Annotated in this window: 14 protein-coding genes and 1 pseudogene; 6 read left to right on the top strand and 9 right to left on the bottom strand. The window is 51.9% G+C overall.

The window, feature by feature from the left end; translation table 11 throughout:
- Positions 1 to 110: 110 nt before the first annotated feature.
- Both QEN58_RS13305 and QEN58_RS13300 read left to right on the top strand, forming a co-directional pair.
- Positions 111 to 1,076 (top strand): zinc-binding metallopeptidase family protein, encoded by a 966-nt coding sequence (locus tag QEN58_RS13305; protein ID WP_280104113.1) that lies wholly within the window; start codon positions 111 to 113, stop codon positions 1,074 to 1,076.
- 139 nt (positions 1,077 to 1,215) lie between these two features.
- Positions 1,216 to 1,863: a hypothetical protein gene (locus QEN58_RS13300; RefSeq protein ID WP_280104112.1), complete on the top strand. Its 648-nt coding sequence runs from the start codon at positions 1,216 to 1,218 to the stop codon at positions 1,861 to 1,863.
- Between the two features lie 15 nt (positions 1,864 to 1,878).
- On the opposite strand, the gene QEN58_RS13295 is transcribed toward QEN58_RS13300, so the two are convergent.
- From QEN58_RS13295 to QEN58_RS13280, 4 genes are read right to left on the bottom strand one after another with little or no spacing between them, the layout of a single operon-like run.
- Complete coding sequence (locus QEN58_RS13295) at positions 1,879 to 2,691, bottom strand: PEP-CTERM/exosortase system-associated acyltransferase (RefSeq protein WP_280104111.1); 813 nt, start codon at positions 2,689 to 2,691, stop codon at positions 1,879 to 1,881.
- A gap of 60 nt (positions 2,692 to 2,751) precedes the next feature.
- Complete coding sequence (locus tag QEN58_RS13290; RefSeq protein ID WP_280104110.1) at positions 2,752 to 5,586, bottom strand: bifunctional diguanylate cyclase/phosphodiesterase; 2,835 nt, start codon at positions 5,584 to 5,586, stop codon at positions 2,752 to 2,754.
- A 34-nt stretch (positions 5,587 to 5,620) separates the two neighbouring features.
- Positions 5,621 to 6,844, bottom strand: a complete 1,224-nt coding sequence (locus QEN58_RS13285) for a hypothetical protein (protein WP_280104109.1) — start codon at positions 6,842 to 6,844, stop codon at positions 5,621 to 5,623.
- Positions 6,813 to 7,286 (bottom strand): hypothetical protein, encoded by a 474-nt coding sequence (locus tag QEN58_RS13280; RefSeq protein WP_280104108.1) that lies wholly within the window; start codon positions 7,284 to 7,286, stop codon positions 6,813 to 6,815. Before QEN58_RS13280 ends, QEN58_RS13285 begins: the two co-directional genes overlap by 32 nt.
- A gap of 876 nt (positions 7,287 to 8,162) precedes the next feature.
- Between QEN58_RS13280 and QEN58_RS13275 the strand changes: the two genes are divergently transcribed.
- The gene (locus QEN58_RS13275; RefSeq protein ID WP_280104107.1) at positions 8,163 to 9,056 is read left to right on the top strand and encodes a dihydrodipicolinate synthase family protein; all 894 of its coding nucleotides are present in this window, start codon (positions 8,163 to 8,165) and stop codon (positions 9,054 to 9,056) included.
- Positions 9,057 to 9,130: 74 nt separating this feature from the next.
- On the opposite strand, the gene QEN58_RS13270 is transcribed toward QEN58_RS13275, so the two are convergent.
- Positions 9,131 to 10,066 carry a glycerophosphodiester phosphodiesterase gene (locus QEN58_RS13270; RefSeq protein ID WP_280104106.1) on the bottom strand — a complete coding sequence of 312 codons (936 nt, stop codon included), beginning with the start codon at positions 10,064 to 10,066 and terminating at the stop codon, positions 9,131 to 9,133.
- Between the two features lie 158 nt (positions 10,067 to 10,224).
- On the opposite strand from QEN58_RS13270, the gene QEN58_RS13265 reads away from it, so the two are divergent.
- From QEN58_RS13265 to QEN58_RS13255, 3 genes and pseudogenes are all read left to right on the top strand, one after another.
- Complete coding sequence (locus QEN58_RS13265) at positions 10,225 to 10,317, top strand: VIT1/CCC1 transporter family protein (RefSeq protein ID WP_425270332.1); 93 nt, start codon at positions 10,225 to 10,227, stop codon at positions 10,315 to 10,317.
- Positions 10,308 to 10,574: pseudogene (locus tag QEN58_RS13260) on the top strand (NAD(P)H-binding protein); the annotation flags it as partial. The gene QEN58_RS13265 and the pseudogene QEN58_RS13260, both read left to right, overlap by 10 nt.
- Positions 10,575 to 10,749: 175 nt before the next feature.
- Positions 10,750 to 11,514, top strand: coding sequence for a Crp/Fnr family transcriptional regulator (locus tag QEN58_RS13255; RefSeq protein WP_280104105.1), 765 nt, complete (start codon positions 10,750 to 10,752; stop codon positions 11,512 to 11,514).
- Here QEN58_RS13255 and QEN58_RS13250 read toward each other — a convergent pair.
- The 4 genes from QEN58_RS13250 to QEN58_RS13235 are packed head-to-tail and all read right to left on the bottom strand — an operon-like array spanning position 11,477 to position 14,846.
- A complete protein-coding gene (locus tag QEN58_RS13250; RefSeq protein ID WP_280104104.1) occupies positions 11,477 to 12,313 on the bottom strand; it encodes a F0F1 ATP synthase subunit gamma in 837 nt (278 codons plus the stop codon). The two genes, QEN58_RS13255 and QEN58_RS13250, sit on opposite strands and share 38 nt — an antisense overlap.
- A complete protein-coding gene (locus QEN58_RS13245) occupies positions 12,310 to 13,869 on the bottom strand; it encodes a F0F1 ATP synthase subunit alpha (protein WP_280104103.1) in 1,560 nt (519 codons plus the stop codon). Before QEN58_RS13245 ends, QEN58_RS13250 begins: the two co-directional genes overlap by 4 nt.
- Positions 13,859 to 14,596, bottom strand: coding sequence for a F0F1 ATP synthase subunit delta (locus QEN58_RS13240; RefSeq protein ID WP_280104102.1), 738 nt, complete (start codon positions 14,594 to 14,596; stop codon positions 13,859 to 13,861). Before QEN58_RS13240 ends, QEN58_RS13245 begins: the two co-directional genes overlap by 11 nt.
- A gap of 4 nt (positions 14,597 to 14,600) precedes the next feature.
- The gene (locus QEN58_RS13235) at positions 14,601 to 14,846 is read right to left on the bottom strand and encodes a F0F1 ATP synthase subunit C (protein WP_280104101.1); all 246 of its coding nucleotides are present in this window, start codon (positions 14,844 to 14,846) and stop codon (positions 14,601 to 14,603) included.

The following is a 14,846-nucleotide window of genomic DNA, read 5'->3' as shown; positions in this document are numbered from 1 at the left end:
TCTTGAGATGAAGTAAGGGGCGCTGCACACTTTTTAATAGGACTTTGGAAAAGAGGACGCTCTGGCGGGTATGGAGGTTCTCTTTTTCTCGCTTTCAGGAGCTTCACCGTATGCGCGTATTTTCAAATCCCGTAGGTTCGGGCTCTCTTTGGTTCGACAATCTCGCAACCGCAGACGGTACCCCGGTCGCTTATGACCCTCAGGCCCGGGCCTTTGTGCCAATGCCACCTTTCTGCATCAATCGTGACATTATCGGTTGTAACTGGATTGCCCCCGAAGAGGGCGCTTTTTGTCGCGCTTGTGCAATGACGGCGCTGGCGCCAGACCCCAACCTTCCCGATGCGATCCCAAATTGGGCAAAGACTGAAGCAGCCAAACGTTGGGTGCTGGACAACCTAGGCCGCTGGCACTGGTTCCGCCCGGAAGACCCAGGGGCACCGCCGGTTTTTCATCTGCTCGCCGAAGGCCGTACGCCGGTACCGATGGGACATATTGAGGGCGTAGTGACCATTAGCGTGGCCGAGGTAGATCCCGTGCTGGTTACGACGCGTCGTGAAGCGTTAGAGGAACCTTACCGCACGATGATTGGCCATATGCGCCACGAGATTTCTCACATGCTCTGGTGGCGGCTAAGCCTGCGTGAAGATTTTCTGAATGCCTTTCGCGAGATGTTTGGCGACGAGCGACAGGATTACCAGGCCGCGCTCCAGCACCACTACCAAAATGGGCCACCGCCCGATTGGAAAGAGCGCTATTTAACCACCTATGCCTCTGCACACCCCCACGAAGACTGGGCCGAAACTGCTGCGCATCTGCTGCATTTAACCGATATTGCCGATAGTTTTGCGGCATCAGACCTCTCTTCACCAGAGCTACCTAGCCATCAGTGGGAGCCGTATGCAGAGCCTGATGCCGAGCGCTTGATTTACGTGGCAGCTTCGCTCACCGTTGGGGTCAATCACGTCAACCGTTCGATGGGGTTGCCGGATCTTTACCCCTTTGTACTCTCGGAGACTGCCCGCCGTAAACTTGCGTTTGTCCACGACTGGCTGCGCCGGGGCGCACAGGGGCTGTAACCTGTAACACTGGTTAGCAAGGCAATAGTGAAGAATTGGCGTGATAATCTATACTGCTCTTCAAGGCTTTATCCGCATGCCTATAACAATAAAGCCGATGGTGACGAAGGCCATCGGTTAACCCGCATGGAGACTGCATATGACCCTTGATCGCGCTTACTACCTGTTAGCTGCTTTCTACAGTTTAATGGTAATGATTGGAGTGATTGCCCTATTGTCGGGAGGGGGTACGCTACTTGCTCCCGTGCATTTACTATTAGGAGCATTAGCGGTGGTTGGGCTTTGGGGATATATCTTGAAGCGCAGGTTTATGAATCCGCGTATGTGGAGGCCTTTAGCCGGTGTGCTGGCAGTAGGTATTTTGGTTCAGCTAATCATTATGCTGACAACCCCGCTTTCGAGCGTTTTATTAACCTGGATGCTGACCAGCAGTATCTTTTCGGTCATGCTGGTCATTATGCTCTACCGTTATGGTGATCGGGATCAACCCCTCTGGGCTTCTGATGAAGAACGCACTGCAGCACGACAACTAGACGTTTTATTGAACGATAACTCTCCCATCACTGCCATCAAGCGTGACGGAATGCGCGAAAATAGCGTAAAGGTATCTAAGTCGAATGAGGGATATAAAGCAAGCGTGACACGTCGCTCACAACAGGGTCAAGAGCGCTTCGAAGAGCGATTCCAATATCCCGAAACACTAGTGTTTTTCTTAGAGAAATTCACCAGCGTGACGGTTAATGATTTTAGATCCGCATCAATAGTGGAGAGTAACAGAACATCATAAGGAAGGATGATTAAGCTAATCAATAGAACTGCTATTTTTTGTTTCCAGCAGTTCTTTTAATTGTGGTTCCAAAGTTTCCCAGATGTGAAGATAAAACGGCATTAATTCTTCATTCATCTCTTTTTCTGCTTTATTGTGATCAATGTAAAAAGCATTTCGCTTACCATGCATTTCAATCGTTTCTCCAATTTTTGTAAATTTGAAGCCGGACATGGAGAGAAGTCTTGGAAGCCTTGGTTCCATCATGGCAAATACGTGACGTTTTTTCATTAACCCTACGAGTGCGTAAGTTGCGAGGAACAAGGCAATAACTATTAAAGGGAATGTCTTTCTTTCAGTGGCTGTGAATTGGTAATCAAAAGCGCTTGGAGTAAGCGTTTCATGATTTATCGCTTTATGGCGGAATGCTCTAGCGATAGCAAAACGTGATATTTCACAAATACTCTCATATGGCAGTTTAGCGGGATGCAAAACGTCGTGTGGAAGCGTCTGCTCACCAAAATCCTGAAGAGGCAGTCTCTTCATTTTTCCCTCATGAAGGGGTGCTGGTAATACCAATCTAAGGCAGCCAGCCGCCAGTCCAGAGCGTCGGTGTTCGATCAAGCAGTGAATGGAATGAGCGTCGTGAATATCCGATTCACTGTTTTGGTTAGCTATTTGTTCTGTATGGTAACCAATTTCCTGGCAATATACTTCGTGACGCAATTTGTATATCCGATGTTTTTCATTTTCAGTGATAGCAATGCTGAAAACAAAATCATCATTAAAAGAGGTGAAAGCATCTAATACTGCATTACTAGTTTTCTCCTTTTTTTGAGTTGCTTCCATCACTATTTTCCTTGCGTATCGATTAGTTTGATGATTAATTACTTTTAAGAATAATTCTTGTCACCGGTAGTTATTAAAAGCTGTAAGGATTGGAACTGGTCGCCCTAAATGAAATCCTTGACCATACGTTATCCCATAAGCTTTAAGTATTGGCAATAGCGCTTCCTGGTCAACGAACTCAGCAATGGTTTGCTTGCCAAAACCTTTAGCAATGTCAGCAATAGCGCGAACAATGACGCGACTGTCAGGGCTAATAAGCAAGCTGCGAATAAAAGAGCCATCAATTTTAATATAATCGACGGGCAGTTGCCCGAGGTAGTGGAAACTGCTGAAGCCCACCCCAAAGTCATCCAGTGCGGTGCGGCAACCCAGATCGCGCACTGCTTGTAATACGCCCCGTGCGGTAGAAAAGTCGGTAACCGCAGCTGTTTCTGTTACTTCCAATATTAAGTGGTGAGGATCAGCGCCGCTGGCGGCCAATTCCTCGGCGAGATACTGCTTTAGTCCTGCATCGTGGAGGGATTGGCCGGAGAGATTCACCGCTAGTGTGATACCCCGATCCTGTAATTGGCTAAGTGCCTTTAAGCTATGCCGCAATACCCAGCGGTCAATTAAGACGATTTGTCCACTCTGCTCGGCAATAGGAATAAAGTGCGCGGGAGCAATGAGGCTGCCATCCGCGTCACGCATTCGCAGCAGCACCTCATGGTGTTTTACGTCTTGGTCTTCCAAGCGCATGATGGGCTGGACCATTAGCTCAAAGCTATTTTCTTCAAGCGCATTGTGGATGCGTTCAACCCAGTAAACGCGTTCTTGTAGCTCGTCTTTGGCATTTTCCGACTTAGAAAGTAGGTGCCAATGCTGAATACCGCTCTCCTTAGCTTTGTACATGGCCACATCGGCGCTAGCCATCAGGTCTGCTGGCGTATCGCCATGGGTAGGATACAAGGCAATGCCAATACTGGCCGTTACTCGATGCCGCCGCTCGCCGATAACGAAGCCGATACCATCTAATAGCTGGACGATATATTGAGCGACACTTATCGCTTGTTCGGTGTTGGTATCTTCCAATAGCAGAGAAAATTCGTCACCGCCCAGACGGGCTATGACGCCACGACCGCCAAGATTATGGGAGAGGGTGCTGGCCACTTCACACAGTAATTTGTCGCCTACGTGGTGCCCGCTCAGCTCGTTGACCTCTTTGAACTGGTCTAAATCGAGCAGCAGTACTGCCCCTGTTGTTTTCGAGGGACGATCAAGGGCGATTTGTAGTGCATATTGAAAGTAGCGCCGGTTGTATAGCTCCGTCAGCGGATCGCGTTCAGCCAACCAAGTAAGTCGCGCTTCGGCAGCCTTGCGCTCGGTAATATCGAGTCCTACCGATATACGCGCTCCCTTCCCCTCACTACTTGTTTGTAATGGTGCATGGTACCAAGCAATAGTGTGAAGGCGATGGTCGGGCGTACGTAGCATTTTTTCCTCTTGTTGGGGCTGGGAAAAAGTATTCACTGTGGTCGGGACGCCCGCCTCGAAGACATCAGCAAAATGACGCCCAAGTAATGACGCCTCATTAAGCCCCAGCGTCAGCTGAGCATACTCATTCACTAGACTGATGCGTCCGGCGCAATCTTGGGCAATGATAAAGACCTGGGCAGTATCCAGCAGGCTATTAACGAAATCACGCTCTTTGGCTAGCTCTTCAATACGTTCAGCTAGTTGGTCGCCCCGTTCTTGCACTTCACCCTCTAACATTTCAAGCTGGCTTGAAAGCTCAAGCGTGGTGCTCTCAAGGACATCTATCTCATCGGAAATGCGACGACGGCGGCTGGGGATGGCGGAGTGTATGTCACTAAATTTTCCATTGGCCAAGGCTGGAAGCAATCCGGCTACTCTGCGTAATCGAGCCATTGGCCCAAGCAATATGACCAATAGCAGTAGTTCTGCAGCAATCCAGCCGAGCACGCCTACGAACAACAGCGTACGAGTATCCTGATTAATAGCCTTAATTTGCTCGGTAATATCTGATATCAGCAAAAAGTATCCGATATTGCTACGTTCGTTATCCTCTCCCATGCGCACTGCGCTGATTTCTAAATTCCTGCCGTCATGTTCAAGGCTTAATGGTGCTTCCATCAAACGACGAACAGGGGCAGCCTCTGCCGCCCTCTGTAAAGGTTCTAAGCTTTGTTCTTCGCTTGTGAGTGCCAGCAGTTGGCCATTCCACGCTTGCAGTTGTCGTGCTGCCGTCACCCGGCTTTCTTCAACGGGCCCGGTGACGAGTAGCGCGACTTCGCTGCCTGACACTTCTTTGGCTTGCCGCGTTACATCGGCTAACGAACGGGACAGCACGACCATGCCGACACTCTCTCCATCCACCAACACTGGTACGGCAGCAAATTGCTGACAGCTTCCTGAACAGCGGAGCGCGGCAAGTGGTCGTTCGGTGTTTATAACACGGCTTACCCAGCTCATTATGGGAAGCTGGGATAGCGAATTCCCGGTGCCCCAGCTGCCCAGTACCTCTCCATGAGTATTAATGATTAGAATCTCATCAATTCCCGCTTCGAGCTGTAGAGCAGGCCACTGGGAGTTCAGCGCTTGCTCTACTTCGGCTGTGCTACCCGCTTGCAAGGGCAGTCCAAGGCTTGCAGAGGCGGCAGTTAAACCAGCTAGCTGGCGCAAGTTTTCTGATGAGCGGAGTAGGGCTAAGTTGATTTCTCGCTGCTGGCGTTCATGGTGCTGAAGGCGACTTTCCTGGAATTGACGCGTTAAGTTGTCGTGGCCTAGCCAGGTGAAAAGTGTGACCAGCGCTAAAAGCAGGAGGCTGCTTAAAGCGATAACCCTCCAGGTCAGGCTAAGACGCTTAGGCGTTCGAAAAAGGGTAGGTGTTTTCATTACGGTTGCGTCCTAGCCAGGATCGAGCGGAGCCTCAAAATCGCAGCGATAGCTGCAACAACCACATGTTCCATCTTCGGCTGGTTGCTGATGAGTCTGGGTTATCCTGAATGGGCAGCCAACCAGTGCCATCAACATGGTGATATTCGCCTGCCAACATTACTTGAGGGTGTGGGACCCACTGCAGACCAAACGTTAAATCATCTGCAAATTGAGTGTGTGCTGGCACGCTCCCCCCGGTGCTTTCTTCGAAAGACTTGCCACTGCGATCGGCGCGATTACTTGTAAGACTGTCGTAACGCACTAGCCATTGCCATTCGTCTGCAAAACGACGCGCGTATTGGAGATACCAGCTTTCGCCCGTCACATCATTTACCCAGCGGTTCTCTACGCCACCCAGCTTAGTTGGCCTTAAAGCGAACTCGCCTGTCAGGCTCCAAAGCTCTTCGTTATATTGTAAGGACAAAACGACAGGTCGGAACCGGAATGACACATCCGTCTGTTCTGGAATATTGGAATCAAACCGTGCTTTTGCCTGAGCAGTGCTCAGAGCTGCAATAATGCGGCCCCCGTCGTGCTCATAACGAATCTGCCCTATCGCTGACTGTTTTGCACTGAGTGTGCCCGGTACATCTTCTAGCCGCAGAGCGCTTTGTAAATCTTCACCTGCTTGGGCTTGGCCGATACCTACTTGCGTTCGAAGAACACCGGAAGAAAGTCTTTCTTCGTGGTACAAGCTGATCCCATCTCCAGAAAGCCCGAGGGAACGTGTGCGATCAAAATAAATTGATTGAGGTAGCAAAATGCTTGGACGGGTAAACGCCACGTCGCGCGTTTGGTTATAAAAACCAAAGGGGTTTTTGAATCTTCCTAATTGAATGCCAAAGGTGCGCTGCTGATCTGAAATCATTTGGTAATCAATGAGACCGTAGTCGAGCTCAGGATGTGCATCGCTACTACTACCTCCTGCCCGACGGCTTAACATCTGTGCAGCAAGCAGCACATCTTGATGAGGGCGTAACGAGGCATTTAGGCCAATTTCAGTGAATTTGAAGCTGCCTTCATCTTGGCTACTGGGGCCAAAGAAATTGTTATGGTCAGTAACGATTAGCGCCTGACTCAGAAAACCATGCACCTGGAGGGTATCCATAGTGCTTTCATCGCTTTGGGCGTAAGCAGAAAAAAACATCACCACAGCGCCTACCAGCGCGGCAAAGGCTGGATATTTATTCCACCGAAATGACTTGGACACTATCATCCAGATACTCCCTTTCAAGGTAGCCAATGGCGCCGGGTGTGGTGGCAACGTGCTCGCGCATCGCTGCTTGGTCACTTACTCGGTCTGGGGCTTGCCCAGTCCCAGAGAAGACCATGCGGTCCCAGGCCAACTGAAGCTGGTGCGGGTAAACCGCTAATTGCTCTTTGGCAAAGCGAGCATGAACGGGATTGCTATTGTTTAATACGAAGACTCTGACAGCTTGGCCGTCCGGCCATGAGCGCTGACGCATGGCAAAAATCGCACGGGTGGTATCGCGATTTAACCAGCGGGTGGTGACATCAGGGTGAGCCACTAAACAAAGCGGTGCTTCCCGAGCAACGGCATTCGTTCCCGCGAGACTGAGCCCCACCAGTAAAAAGAGGGTGGACACTACAAGTAAGGCCAATCGTAATGAAGAACCATTCAAAACGAGTGATGACATTGGCGGTGGCTTGCTGCTTGATTGCTGAACGCCAGGATCATGCACGATGCAGATATGTTCTGCACTTTAGATGTGTATGAGTTAATGACGTGTTCTCCTTCATAGCCATAGCCCTAATGGCATTGTTCTTTTAAAGTCAGAGCTAGTTACAATGACTGAACGATAAGCACCAAAAAACAACTATGCCATATCGGTACGGCACATACACAAACACTACATTAATCCGAGAAAAATAACAGGAAGATGTGTCAACGAATAGCGATGGCCCGTTGCTGTTGTTATTCTACAAATCAAGACATTAGCGGAACCCAGCCATGTTCAGAACCAATCGAAAACGATACAGCGACCAGCAACCCTGCAATCTCCCAACTAAGTCCCTTAATGATCCCAATGCTTTTAATATGGTTATTTACCAAACGGTCAATGACGATGTACCTGCCGGGCGCGTCAGCCACCATTGCCGATCACCCGGATGCCCAAACGGCTAGTCTAAAACCGTCAATACCAGCAGCAGGCGAGGTGCATGATCAGGGTGTTCCATTCAACGTTAGAACTCACAATTTTTATTGTAAGATAAAAAATATAGCCCCGGCCAAAGGCGCCCTGCAATTACCAACGTGCGACCGTTAATCCAGGCAGTATCAGCCTACCCTCATACTAAAAAAAGAGCGCTAGCAAGGCGATGCCCAAGCCGCGCCAGGCCCCAATTGACTGCTTGGCGCCGCTTCGCTGAAGTCATTGAGCTGCTCATGCCAGACTCTCCTCTGATAATTCCTTCGGCTAGCTTATGCACCCCTTGCTGATGAATGCTTGTACATTATGCATAATCGCCTGTGCGACACTATTTGCAATTGGCATCTTAAAGGATCATTCATCATGTTTACCGGCCTAAGTGCATTTCCATTAACCCCTATGAACGAGCACAGCATCCAGGAACGTGAGTTTAGCTGCTTAGTGAAATACGTGGCCAAAGCTGGCGTGGACTCCATTGGCGTGTTGGGATCGACGGGCAGTTACGCCTATTTAAGCTGTGACGAGCGTGCTCGTATTGCCAAGCTTGGCGTGGAAAACGCAGGAGGTGTGCCGGTTATCATAGGGATTGGTGCGTTACGTACCCGCGATGTGTTGGCCAATGCCGAAAGCGCCCAGCAAGCCGGTGCCAGCGGGGTACTGTTGGCACCTGTTTCTTACCAAAAACTCACTGATGATGAAGTGTTCGACCTTTATGAAACCGTCTGCCGATCGCTGAGTGTGCCGCTATGTGTTTACGACAACCCCGGCACTACCCATTTTGAATTCAGCGATGAGTTGCATGGGCGAATCGCGCAACTGCCCCAGGTTCACTCCATCAAAATTCCGCCAGTGAGCAACGATATTGAATCCGCAAAGGAGCGGGTGGCAAGGTTGCGCAAGCTGATTCCCGCAGATGTCACCATCGGCATCAGCGGCGACGCAGCAGCCGCCACCGGATTAAACGCGGGTTGCGATGTCTGGTACTCGGTAATCGGCGGGCTATACCCGAAAGCAGCGCTGGCGATAACCCGGGCAGCCCAGGCGGGGGATGCTCAACGGGCCAGGGCTCTTTCAGACATCCTAGAGCCGCTCTGGGTCCTCTACAAGGAGTACGGCGGTAGCCTGCGACTGGCGGCGACTATTGCAGAAGTCACCGGCAGAGTAAGCCAGCCTTGTTTGCCCCAGCCGCTTAAAACACTGCAGGGTGATAAACGTAAAAGAGTAGCGGCGGTAATTGAAACGCTTGGTTTGGAGTAAAGCACCTGACTTTAACTTAAAGCTTTGCAACAAAAACGCCCAGCCAAGGCCGGGCGTTTTTGTTTATAAGGGGCTTACTCAACGAGCTTAAGCAAACGATCAGGGTAATTGGTGAACAGGCCGTTTGCGCCCATTTCCATCAAACGCTCCATCTCATCGGTCTCATTGATGGTATAGACGTGTACAGACAAGCCGTTTTCCTGCGCCTGATGGATAAAATCGGCATCAATGACTTCTTGGCCTTCGTAGATATAGTTAGTACCGATTCCCGCCGCGTATTCCGCTACCGTCTGGAAGTCTTCATCACTAATCTCTGCTGGGCCCGGTGTTACGCCGGTCCACTCCACTAAACGCGTTTCATCCTCTTCACTGGGGTAGTACCAAACCAGTTGGATGAGCGGAATGTCATCGTTAAGTTGCTGCACTTTTAACAGGCTGTCCTGCTCGAAGGACTGTACTAATACGCGGCCATTCTCGACCATTTCGTACTCTTCCAACGTTTCTACCAGGGCTTCTTCCAACCCTGGGTTTAGCTGCGGCGACTTGGTTTCAATGTAGTAGCGTGCATCGTCACCGAAACGCTCGAATAGCTCATTCAGCGTGAGGATTTGTGCCCCGGAAAAGTCAGCGTCTGCTTTATCAGCGTTGGCTTCATTGAACCAACTGCCGGTATCCAACGCTTTTAGCTCTTCCAAGGTGTAGTCATTAATCTTGCCTTCACCATCACTGGTGCGATCAATGGCATCGTCATGAAACACCACCACTTCTCCATCGGCGGTGAGCTGGGCATCCAGCTCTAAGTAATCGACCTTCCACTCATGGGCCAGCTCATAAGCCACCATGGTGCTTTCCGGCGCATGGCCGCTGGCGCCGCGATGGGCGATTACTTGAAATGACTCAAGATCTTTTAGCTGCTGTTCCAGTGGCGACATATCTGCTAGCGCCGTCGTGGCGGCAGCGCCAGCGAAAAGACCCAGTGACATGGCGGCGAGTAACGGGTGACGTTGCATGCAAGCTCCTTCATTGAATGTTCGTTCAATAAGCGTACATGGCCTGAAGCGTTAAAGCCAAAAGAGGAAAACTGTTCGGTGTTTTACTGAGACCCAACCACTAGAGCAATAAACCCATGATCCATTCAGAACCACATTGATCCGACCGTTCCGGTTGGCTGCGTGCCGCGGTACTGGGTGCCAACGATGGCATTGTTTCTACTAGCAGCTTGATATTGGGCGTTGCCGCAGCCAATACCACTCGCCCATAAAGGCGGTGATTCGCAGTGAAGAGCAGGCAGCATGATTTAACGAGCGCAACATAGACACCGTGATTGCTGGTTTAGAGGGTGAGTTTGAACACGCTTTTGACGGCTGCGATCAAGTGGTCTTTACGGCGGGATCAGGCCCCCACACCGGACCGGATAAAGCCCTGATGATTGACCTTTTTGGTGCCATTTGTACTGCCGATATTGCCAAGCAAAAAAGTCTCTCCCGCTACACCATGAATAGTGCCATGCGGGCAGAATAGCCTTTGGAAGCGCCCGAGAAAATGCGCCGGTGTTAATCAAATCTCGCGCGCTAATGCTAATGTAGCCCACGCCTGATTAGCAGCAGGTTGATAGAAACCCCGCTATGCTAGGCTAATCAAAAGCAGTCACGCTTTGGCTTTTTGATTATATTTTATTCCGTTGGGAAAGGTTATGACGGCGATTGAAACTCTCCCGCTTGCCCGTAAACTTGGGGCATATATGGCGTTGTCACAGGCCGAACGTACTCTTATCTCGGACTTGCATCAGTCTTGTAAACCAGTGGCGGCAGGAAGACGCTTAGTCGATCAGGGACAATCAAATCATTTAGCTTATATTCTATCGGCGGGGTGGGCCTGTTCGTATAAGATACTGCCCAATGGAGCTCGCCAAATCGTAGATTTTCATATTCCGGGCGATTTCCTGGGTCTGCGACATGTATTGCTGCACACGTCTGATCACACTATTGAATCGATCACCGATAGCGAAGTTGCTGACGTACCAGTGAAAGAGCTGCTTGAAATTCTATCTCGCAATCCGCGGCTTGTAACAGCTGTCCTGTGGGCAGCGTCGCGGGATGAAGCCATGGTGGTTGAGCATCTCGTTAATATTGGTCGACGCAGTGCTGTGGGGCGCATGGCGCATTTTCTTCTGGAACTTGGCTCAAGACTCAAACTTGTGGGGTTGGGGGATAAACAGGGGTATGTTTGCCCCCTCACCCAATACCATCTGGCCGATGCGTTAGGGTTAACGGCGGTCCACGTTAATCGTGTGCTCAGGCAATTGCGCGAAAACGGGTTACTGACCTTTCGCCATGGGGTGGTGACCTTCGACGATTATCATGCGCTGAGTACAATGGCCGATTTTGATCCCACGTATTTGGATCAAGCGGGCACCACTTCTATCGTGACAATGCGAAACCGGTGCCCAGCTCAATGAGCTCTGCGGTGATCGTCTCCTGCCTGACGCGACGCAAGGTGGCCTGAAACACCCCCAATTCTTGCTCAATCTGGCTTCCCGCCGCAGACATCGTGGCCATGCGTGCTTCGTTTTCTGCGCTAAAGGCATGCAGTGCCGCCTTGCACACTAAGGCATGAAAATAGTGTCCACTCAGGTCGCTGATCAACGTTTCCTGAGGGATTTGTGTTAAATAGCGTTTCCCTACGCTAGGTGGAAAAGTTGAATGGTCAATGGGAAAAATTCCCTGTCGAATGATCGTGGGATGGCCCGCATTCCAGGCAGTGAAGATGACATCCAGACGTTCGATCTCTCCTCGTTCGATATCGCGATAGATTGCTTTGGTGATCTCATCCGCAAGTTTGGATATACCCAGCGTTCGTGCTGGCATTGCCAGACTCCAGCGTGGTACTAAGCCGCGGGCTAAAGCAATGAGCTCCCCGCGCGTACCGACCATAAACAATGGCTGGGCTTCAGGGCTGGCGATACTATCTAGCACCCGCTCGCTAAATGCGCCAGCGAACCCCTGTTCGGCACAGAATACCAGCAACCCCCGTTTGTATTGTGGGGAGCTAGCCTGCGCTTCGGTAGGGTAAGGGGAGGGGGCGATAACGCTAGAGATTGCAGCGGAAATGGTCGCCGCATAGCTGTCGACAGCTATGATCTGTGTTCGCGCAGTATAGGCACGTGAGGCTGCGATGCTTTTCATGGCATTCACGACAGCGCCTAGCTGGCGGACGCTTTTGATTCGAGCACTGATATCCGCCAACCGTTCGGTCATGGGGCTGGTACCTCGTTAGAGGGCGCGGTGACCCTCGTATCCGCTTTGTCGTCTGATAAGGCGTTGGCAAAGCGTGTCATCACAGACATGAGTGTCTCGTGGATTTCGCTGTGCAGCGCTCCCGTTTCGGCAATCATTGCCACCGCTTCCGCAGCGTGGGTATCCAATATGGCCGGTAGACCCGAGCAGAATGTCGCTATCGCGTCCAGTGAGAGTGGGTCAAGCAGGCCTGCCTGAACGGCTAGCACTAGGCCGACTTCATCGGCTAGTCGTAAAGGCATATGCTGCTGCTGACGCAAAATGGCGCGGATGCGACCGCCGCGGATCAACTGCTGGCGCACACGACTATCGGGTATGCCACCAAACCGGGTAAATACCTCCATCTCCAGGAACTGAGCATAATCAAGCCGCAGAGTGCTGGCGGCCTCGCGTAACGCTATCGCCTGTGTCTTGCCGCCCACTCGGCTGACGCTTAGCCCCACATCGACCGCCGGTTTTTGTCCTTGATGGAACAGCCCCGCATCGAGCACTATCTGACCATCGGTAATGGAAATCAGGTTGGTGGGGATGAAGGCTGAAAGGTTGCCCGCATCGGTGTCGGCAATCGGTAGTGCGGTCAGCGAGCCGCCTCCGCGTGCCTTTGATAGCTTGGCGGCGCGTTCCAACAACCGGGCATGAATGTAAAAAACATCTCCAGGATATGCTTCGCGCCCCGGTGCCTGACGTGTCAGAAGCGCGATTTCGCGGTGGGTGGCCGCATGTTTGGAAAGGTCGTCAATCACGATCAGGGCATGCTGTCCCTTATCGCGAAAATATTCCGCCATTGTGATCCCTGCATAGGGCGCAATCCATTGAAGCCCAGGTGAACTTGCAGACCCCGCTACTAGCACGATGCAACGAGTGAAGTCTCCCTGGGTTTGCAGGGCATCAATGACGCGCCGAACGCTGGATGTCTTTTGCCCGACTGCCACGTAAACACAAATCATATCGCTCGACTTCTGGGCAATCAGCACGTCGGTTGCCAGCGTGGTTTTTCCCGTGGCGTGGTCGCCAACAATCAGTTCGCGTTGGCCGCGGCCTAAGGCGAATAGCGTGTCGACCACCAATATCCCGGTCTGAACCGGTTCGGTGACTAGGTCGCGTTCGATAATCGAAGGTGCTGGGCGTTCGATGGGTAAGTGAGTGGTGCCCTCTATCGGTGCCTTACCATCGAGTGGGCGGCCCAGGGGATCAAGCACCCGGCCGAGTAGTGCCTCGCCTACCGGAACGTTAACCACTTCACCAGTGCCGAATACGGCGTCGCCTGCTTTTACATCGGTCGCCGCATCAAAAAGAACGCAGCCAATCAGGTCGGCATCCAGAACGTGGGCAAAGCCAAGCTGCCCCCCTTCGAACCTCATTACCTCGTCAAGGCGGGCATTACGAAGTCCCGAGATCAGTGCCACGCCATCGCCAATTTCCTCAACCCGGCCTTTGTGTTCGGTGTGGCTGCCAATCGATAAACAAGAGACTTTGCGTTGTGCGGCCGCAAGCCAGTCGAGAGTTTTATACGGCATGGCTGAGTGCCTGAATGATCTTGGCGAGATCCGACTGCCAGCTATTATGAAGCGCAAAATGGGGAGTGTGTATCTCAACGCCCGCCACCAGTTCGGGATCCGTCTGAAAGGTTAGCGCTGGTGTTCGGCCGAGGGCCTGACCAACCGCTTGCGTTAGGGTTGCCTTGTCCTCCTCGTCAAGCTCTATTGCGCTGATCACTTCGATAGCGTGCTCTGCTTCCATGAGTGCCTGTCGGTCTTGTGCGGAAAGCTGGCCGATGGCCTCAACGAGGAGCCCCAGAAAGGCACTTTGGACCACGGGAGTGTTCAGTCGTGTGAGTAGCTTTTGGGCAATGTCCACGGCAAGCAGGGAGGCGTGAGACGTGAGTTCGACGCGCAGCGCATTGGTCTCTCGGGCGTTGCTAAGCTTGGCTTCCTCAATGAGTGCTTCTGCCTTTTTGTGGGCGTTTGCCAGCACACTGTTGGCGGCGCGTTCCGATGCCTTCTTGGTTTCGTCCAGCATAGTGTCACGCTCGGCTGCAATGCCTTCACGGGCAGCGGTCAACTCAGCAAGGGCGGTCTCGGCATTGGTTTTGGCTGTTTGTGCATCACTTAGTAGGGCGTTCGCTGTTTCCTGGCGGTTCTTAATCGCGGTGGCTACTGGCCGCCAGAATACGCGCGACAGCAACCAGACCAAGATAAGGACGTTAACCGCCTGCAGTCCGAGGCTCCAAAAGTCGATAGTCATGCCGTTACCCCAGTAACGGATTGGCGAACAACAGGAGAAGCGCGATGACCAGACAGTAGATGGCCGTTGTTTCTATCATGGCTAGGCCGACGAAGAGGGTGCGCGAGATAGTATTCGCTGCCTCGGGCTGACGCGCGATGGCATCCATTGCGGCCGCGACGGCACGCCCCTCTGCCAGTGCCGGGCCGATAGCGCCAAACGCCACCGCTAAGGCGGCACTGAAAATACTGACCAGGCTGAGATAGTCCAT

It is taken from the genome of Halomonas alkaliantarctica (assembly GCF_029854215.1).
Lineage (GTDB): Bacteria > Pseudomonadota > Gammaproteobacteria > Pseudomonadales > Halomonadaceae > Vreelandella > Vreelandella alkaliantarctica_A.
The sequence above is the reverse complement of the archived record's forward strand: the minus strand, read 5'-3'. Positions and strand labels throughout refer to the sequence as shown.

Excerpts from the sequence above, each read along its gene's own strand:
- QEN58_RS13305 (WP_280104113.1), top strand. The coding sequence starts at position 111 with ATGCGCGTATTTTCAAATCCCGTAGGTTCGGGCTCTCTTTGGTTCGAC.
- QEN58_RS13300 (WP_280104112.1), top strand. The coding sequence starts at position 1,216 with ATGACCCTTGATCGCGCTTACTACCTGTTAGCTGCTTTCTACAGTTTA.
- QEN58_RS13295 (WP_280104111.1), bottom strand. The coding sequence starts at position 2,691 with ATGGAAGCAACTCAAAAAAAGGAGAAAACTAGTAATGCAGTATTAGAT.
- QEN58_RS13290 (WP_280104110.1), bottom strand. The coding sequence starts at position 5,586 with ATGAAAACACCTACCCTTTTTCGAACGCCTAAGCGTCTTAGCCTGACC.
- QEN58_RS13285 (WP_280104109.1), bottom strand. The coding sequence starts at position 6,844 with ATGATAGTGTCCAAGTCATTTCGGTGGAATAAATATCCAGCCTTTGCC.
- QEN58_RS13280 (WP_280104108.1), bottom strand. The coding sequence starts at position 7,286 with ATGTCATCACTCGTTTTGAATGGTTCTTCATTACGATTGGCCTTACTT.
- QEN58_RS13275 (WP_280104107.1), top strand. The coding sequence starts at position 8,163 with ATGTTTACCGGCCTAAGTGCATTTCCATTAACCCCTATGAACGAGCAC.
- QEN58_RS13270 (WP_280104106.1), bottom strand. The coding sequence starts at position 10,066 with ATGCAACGTCACCCGTTACTCGCCGCCATGTCACTGGGTCTTTTCGCT.
- QEN58_RS13255 (WP_280104105.1), top strand. The coding sequence starts at position 10,750 with ATGACGGCGATTGAAACTCTCCCGCTTGCCCGTAAACTTGGGGCATAT.
- QEN58_RS13250 (WP_280104104.1), bottom strand. The coding sequence starts at position 12,313 with ATGACCGAACGGTTGGCGGATATCAGTGCTCGAATCAAAAGCGTCCGC.
- QEN58_RS13245 (WP_280104103.1), bottom strand. The coding sequence starts at position 13,869 with ATGCCGTATAAAACTCTCGACTGGCTTGCGGCCGCACAACGCAAAGTC.
- QEN58_RS13240 (WP_280104102.1), bottom strand. The coding sequence starts at position 14,596 with ATGACTATCGACTTTTGGAGCCTCGGACTGCAGGCGGTTAACGTCCTT.
- QEN58_RS13235 (WP_280104101.1), bottom strand. The coding sequence starts at position 14,846 with ATGGACTATCTCAGCCTGGTCAGTATTTTCAGTGCCGCCTTAGCGGTG.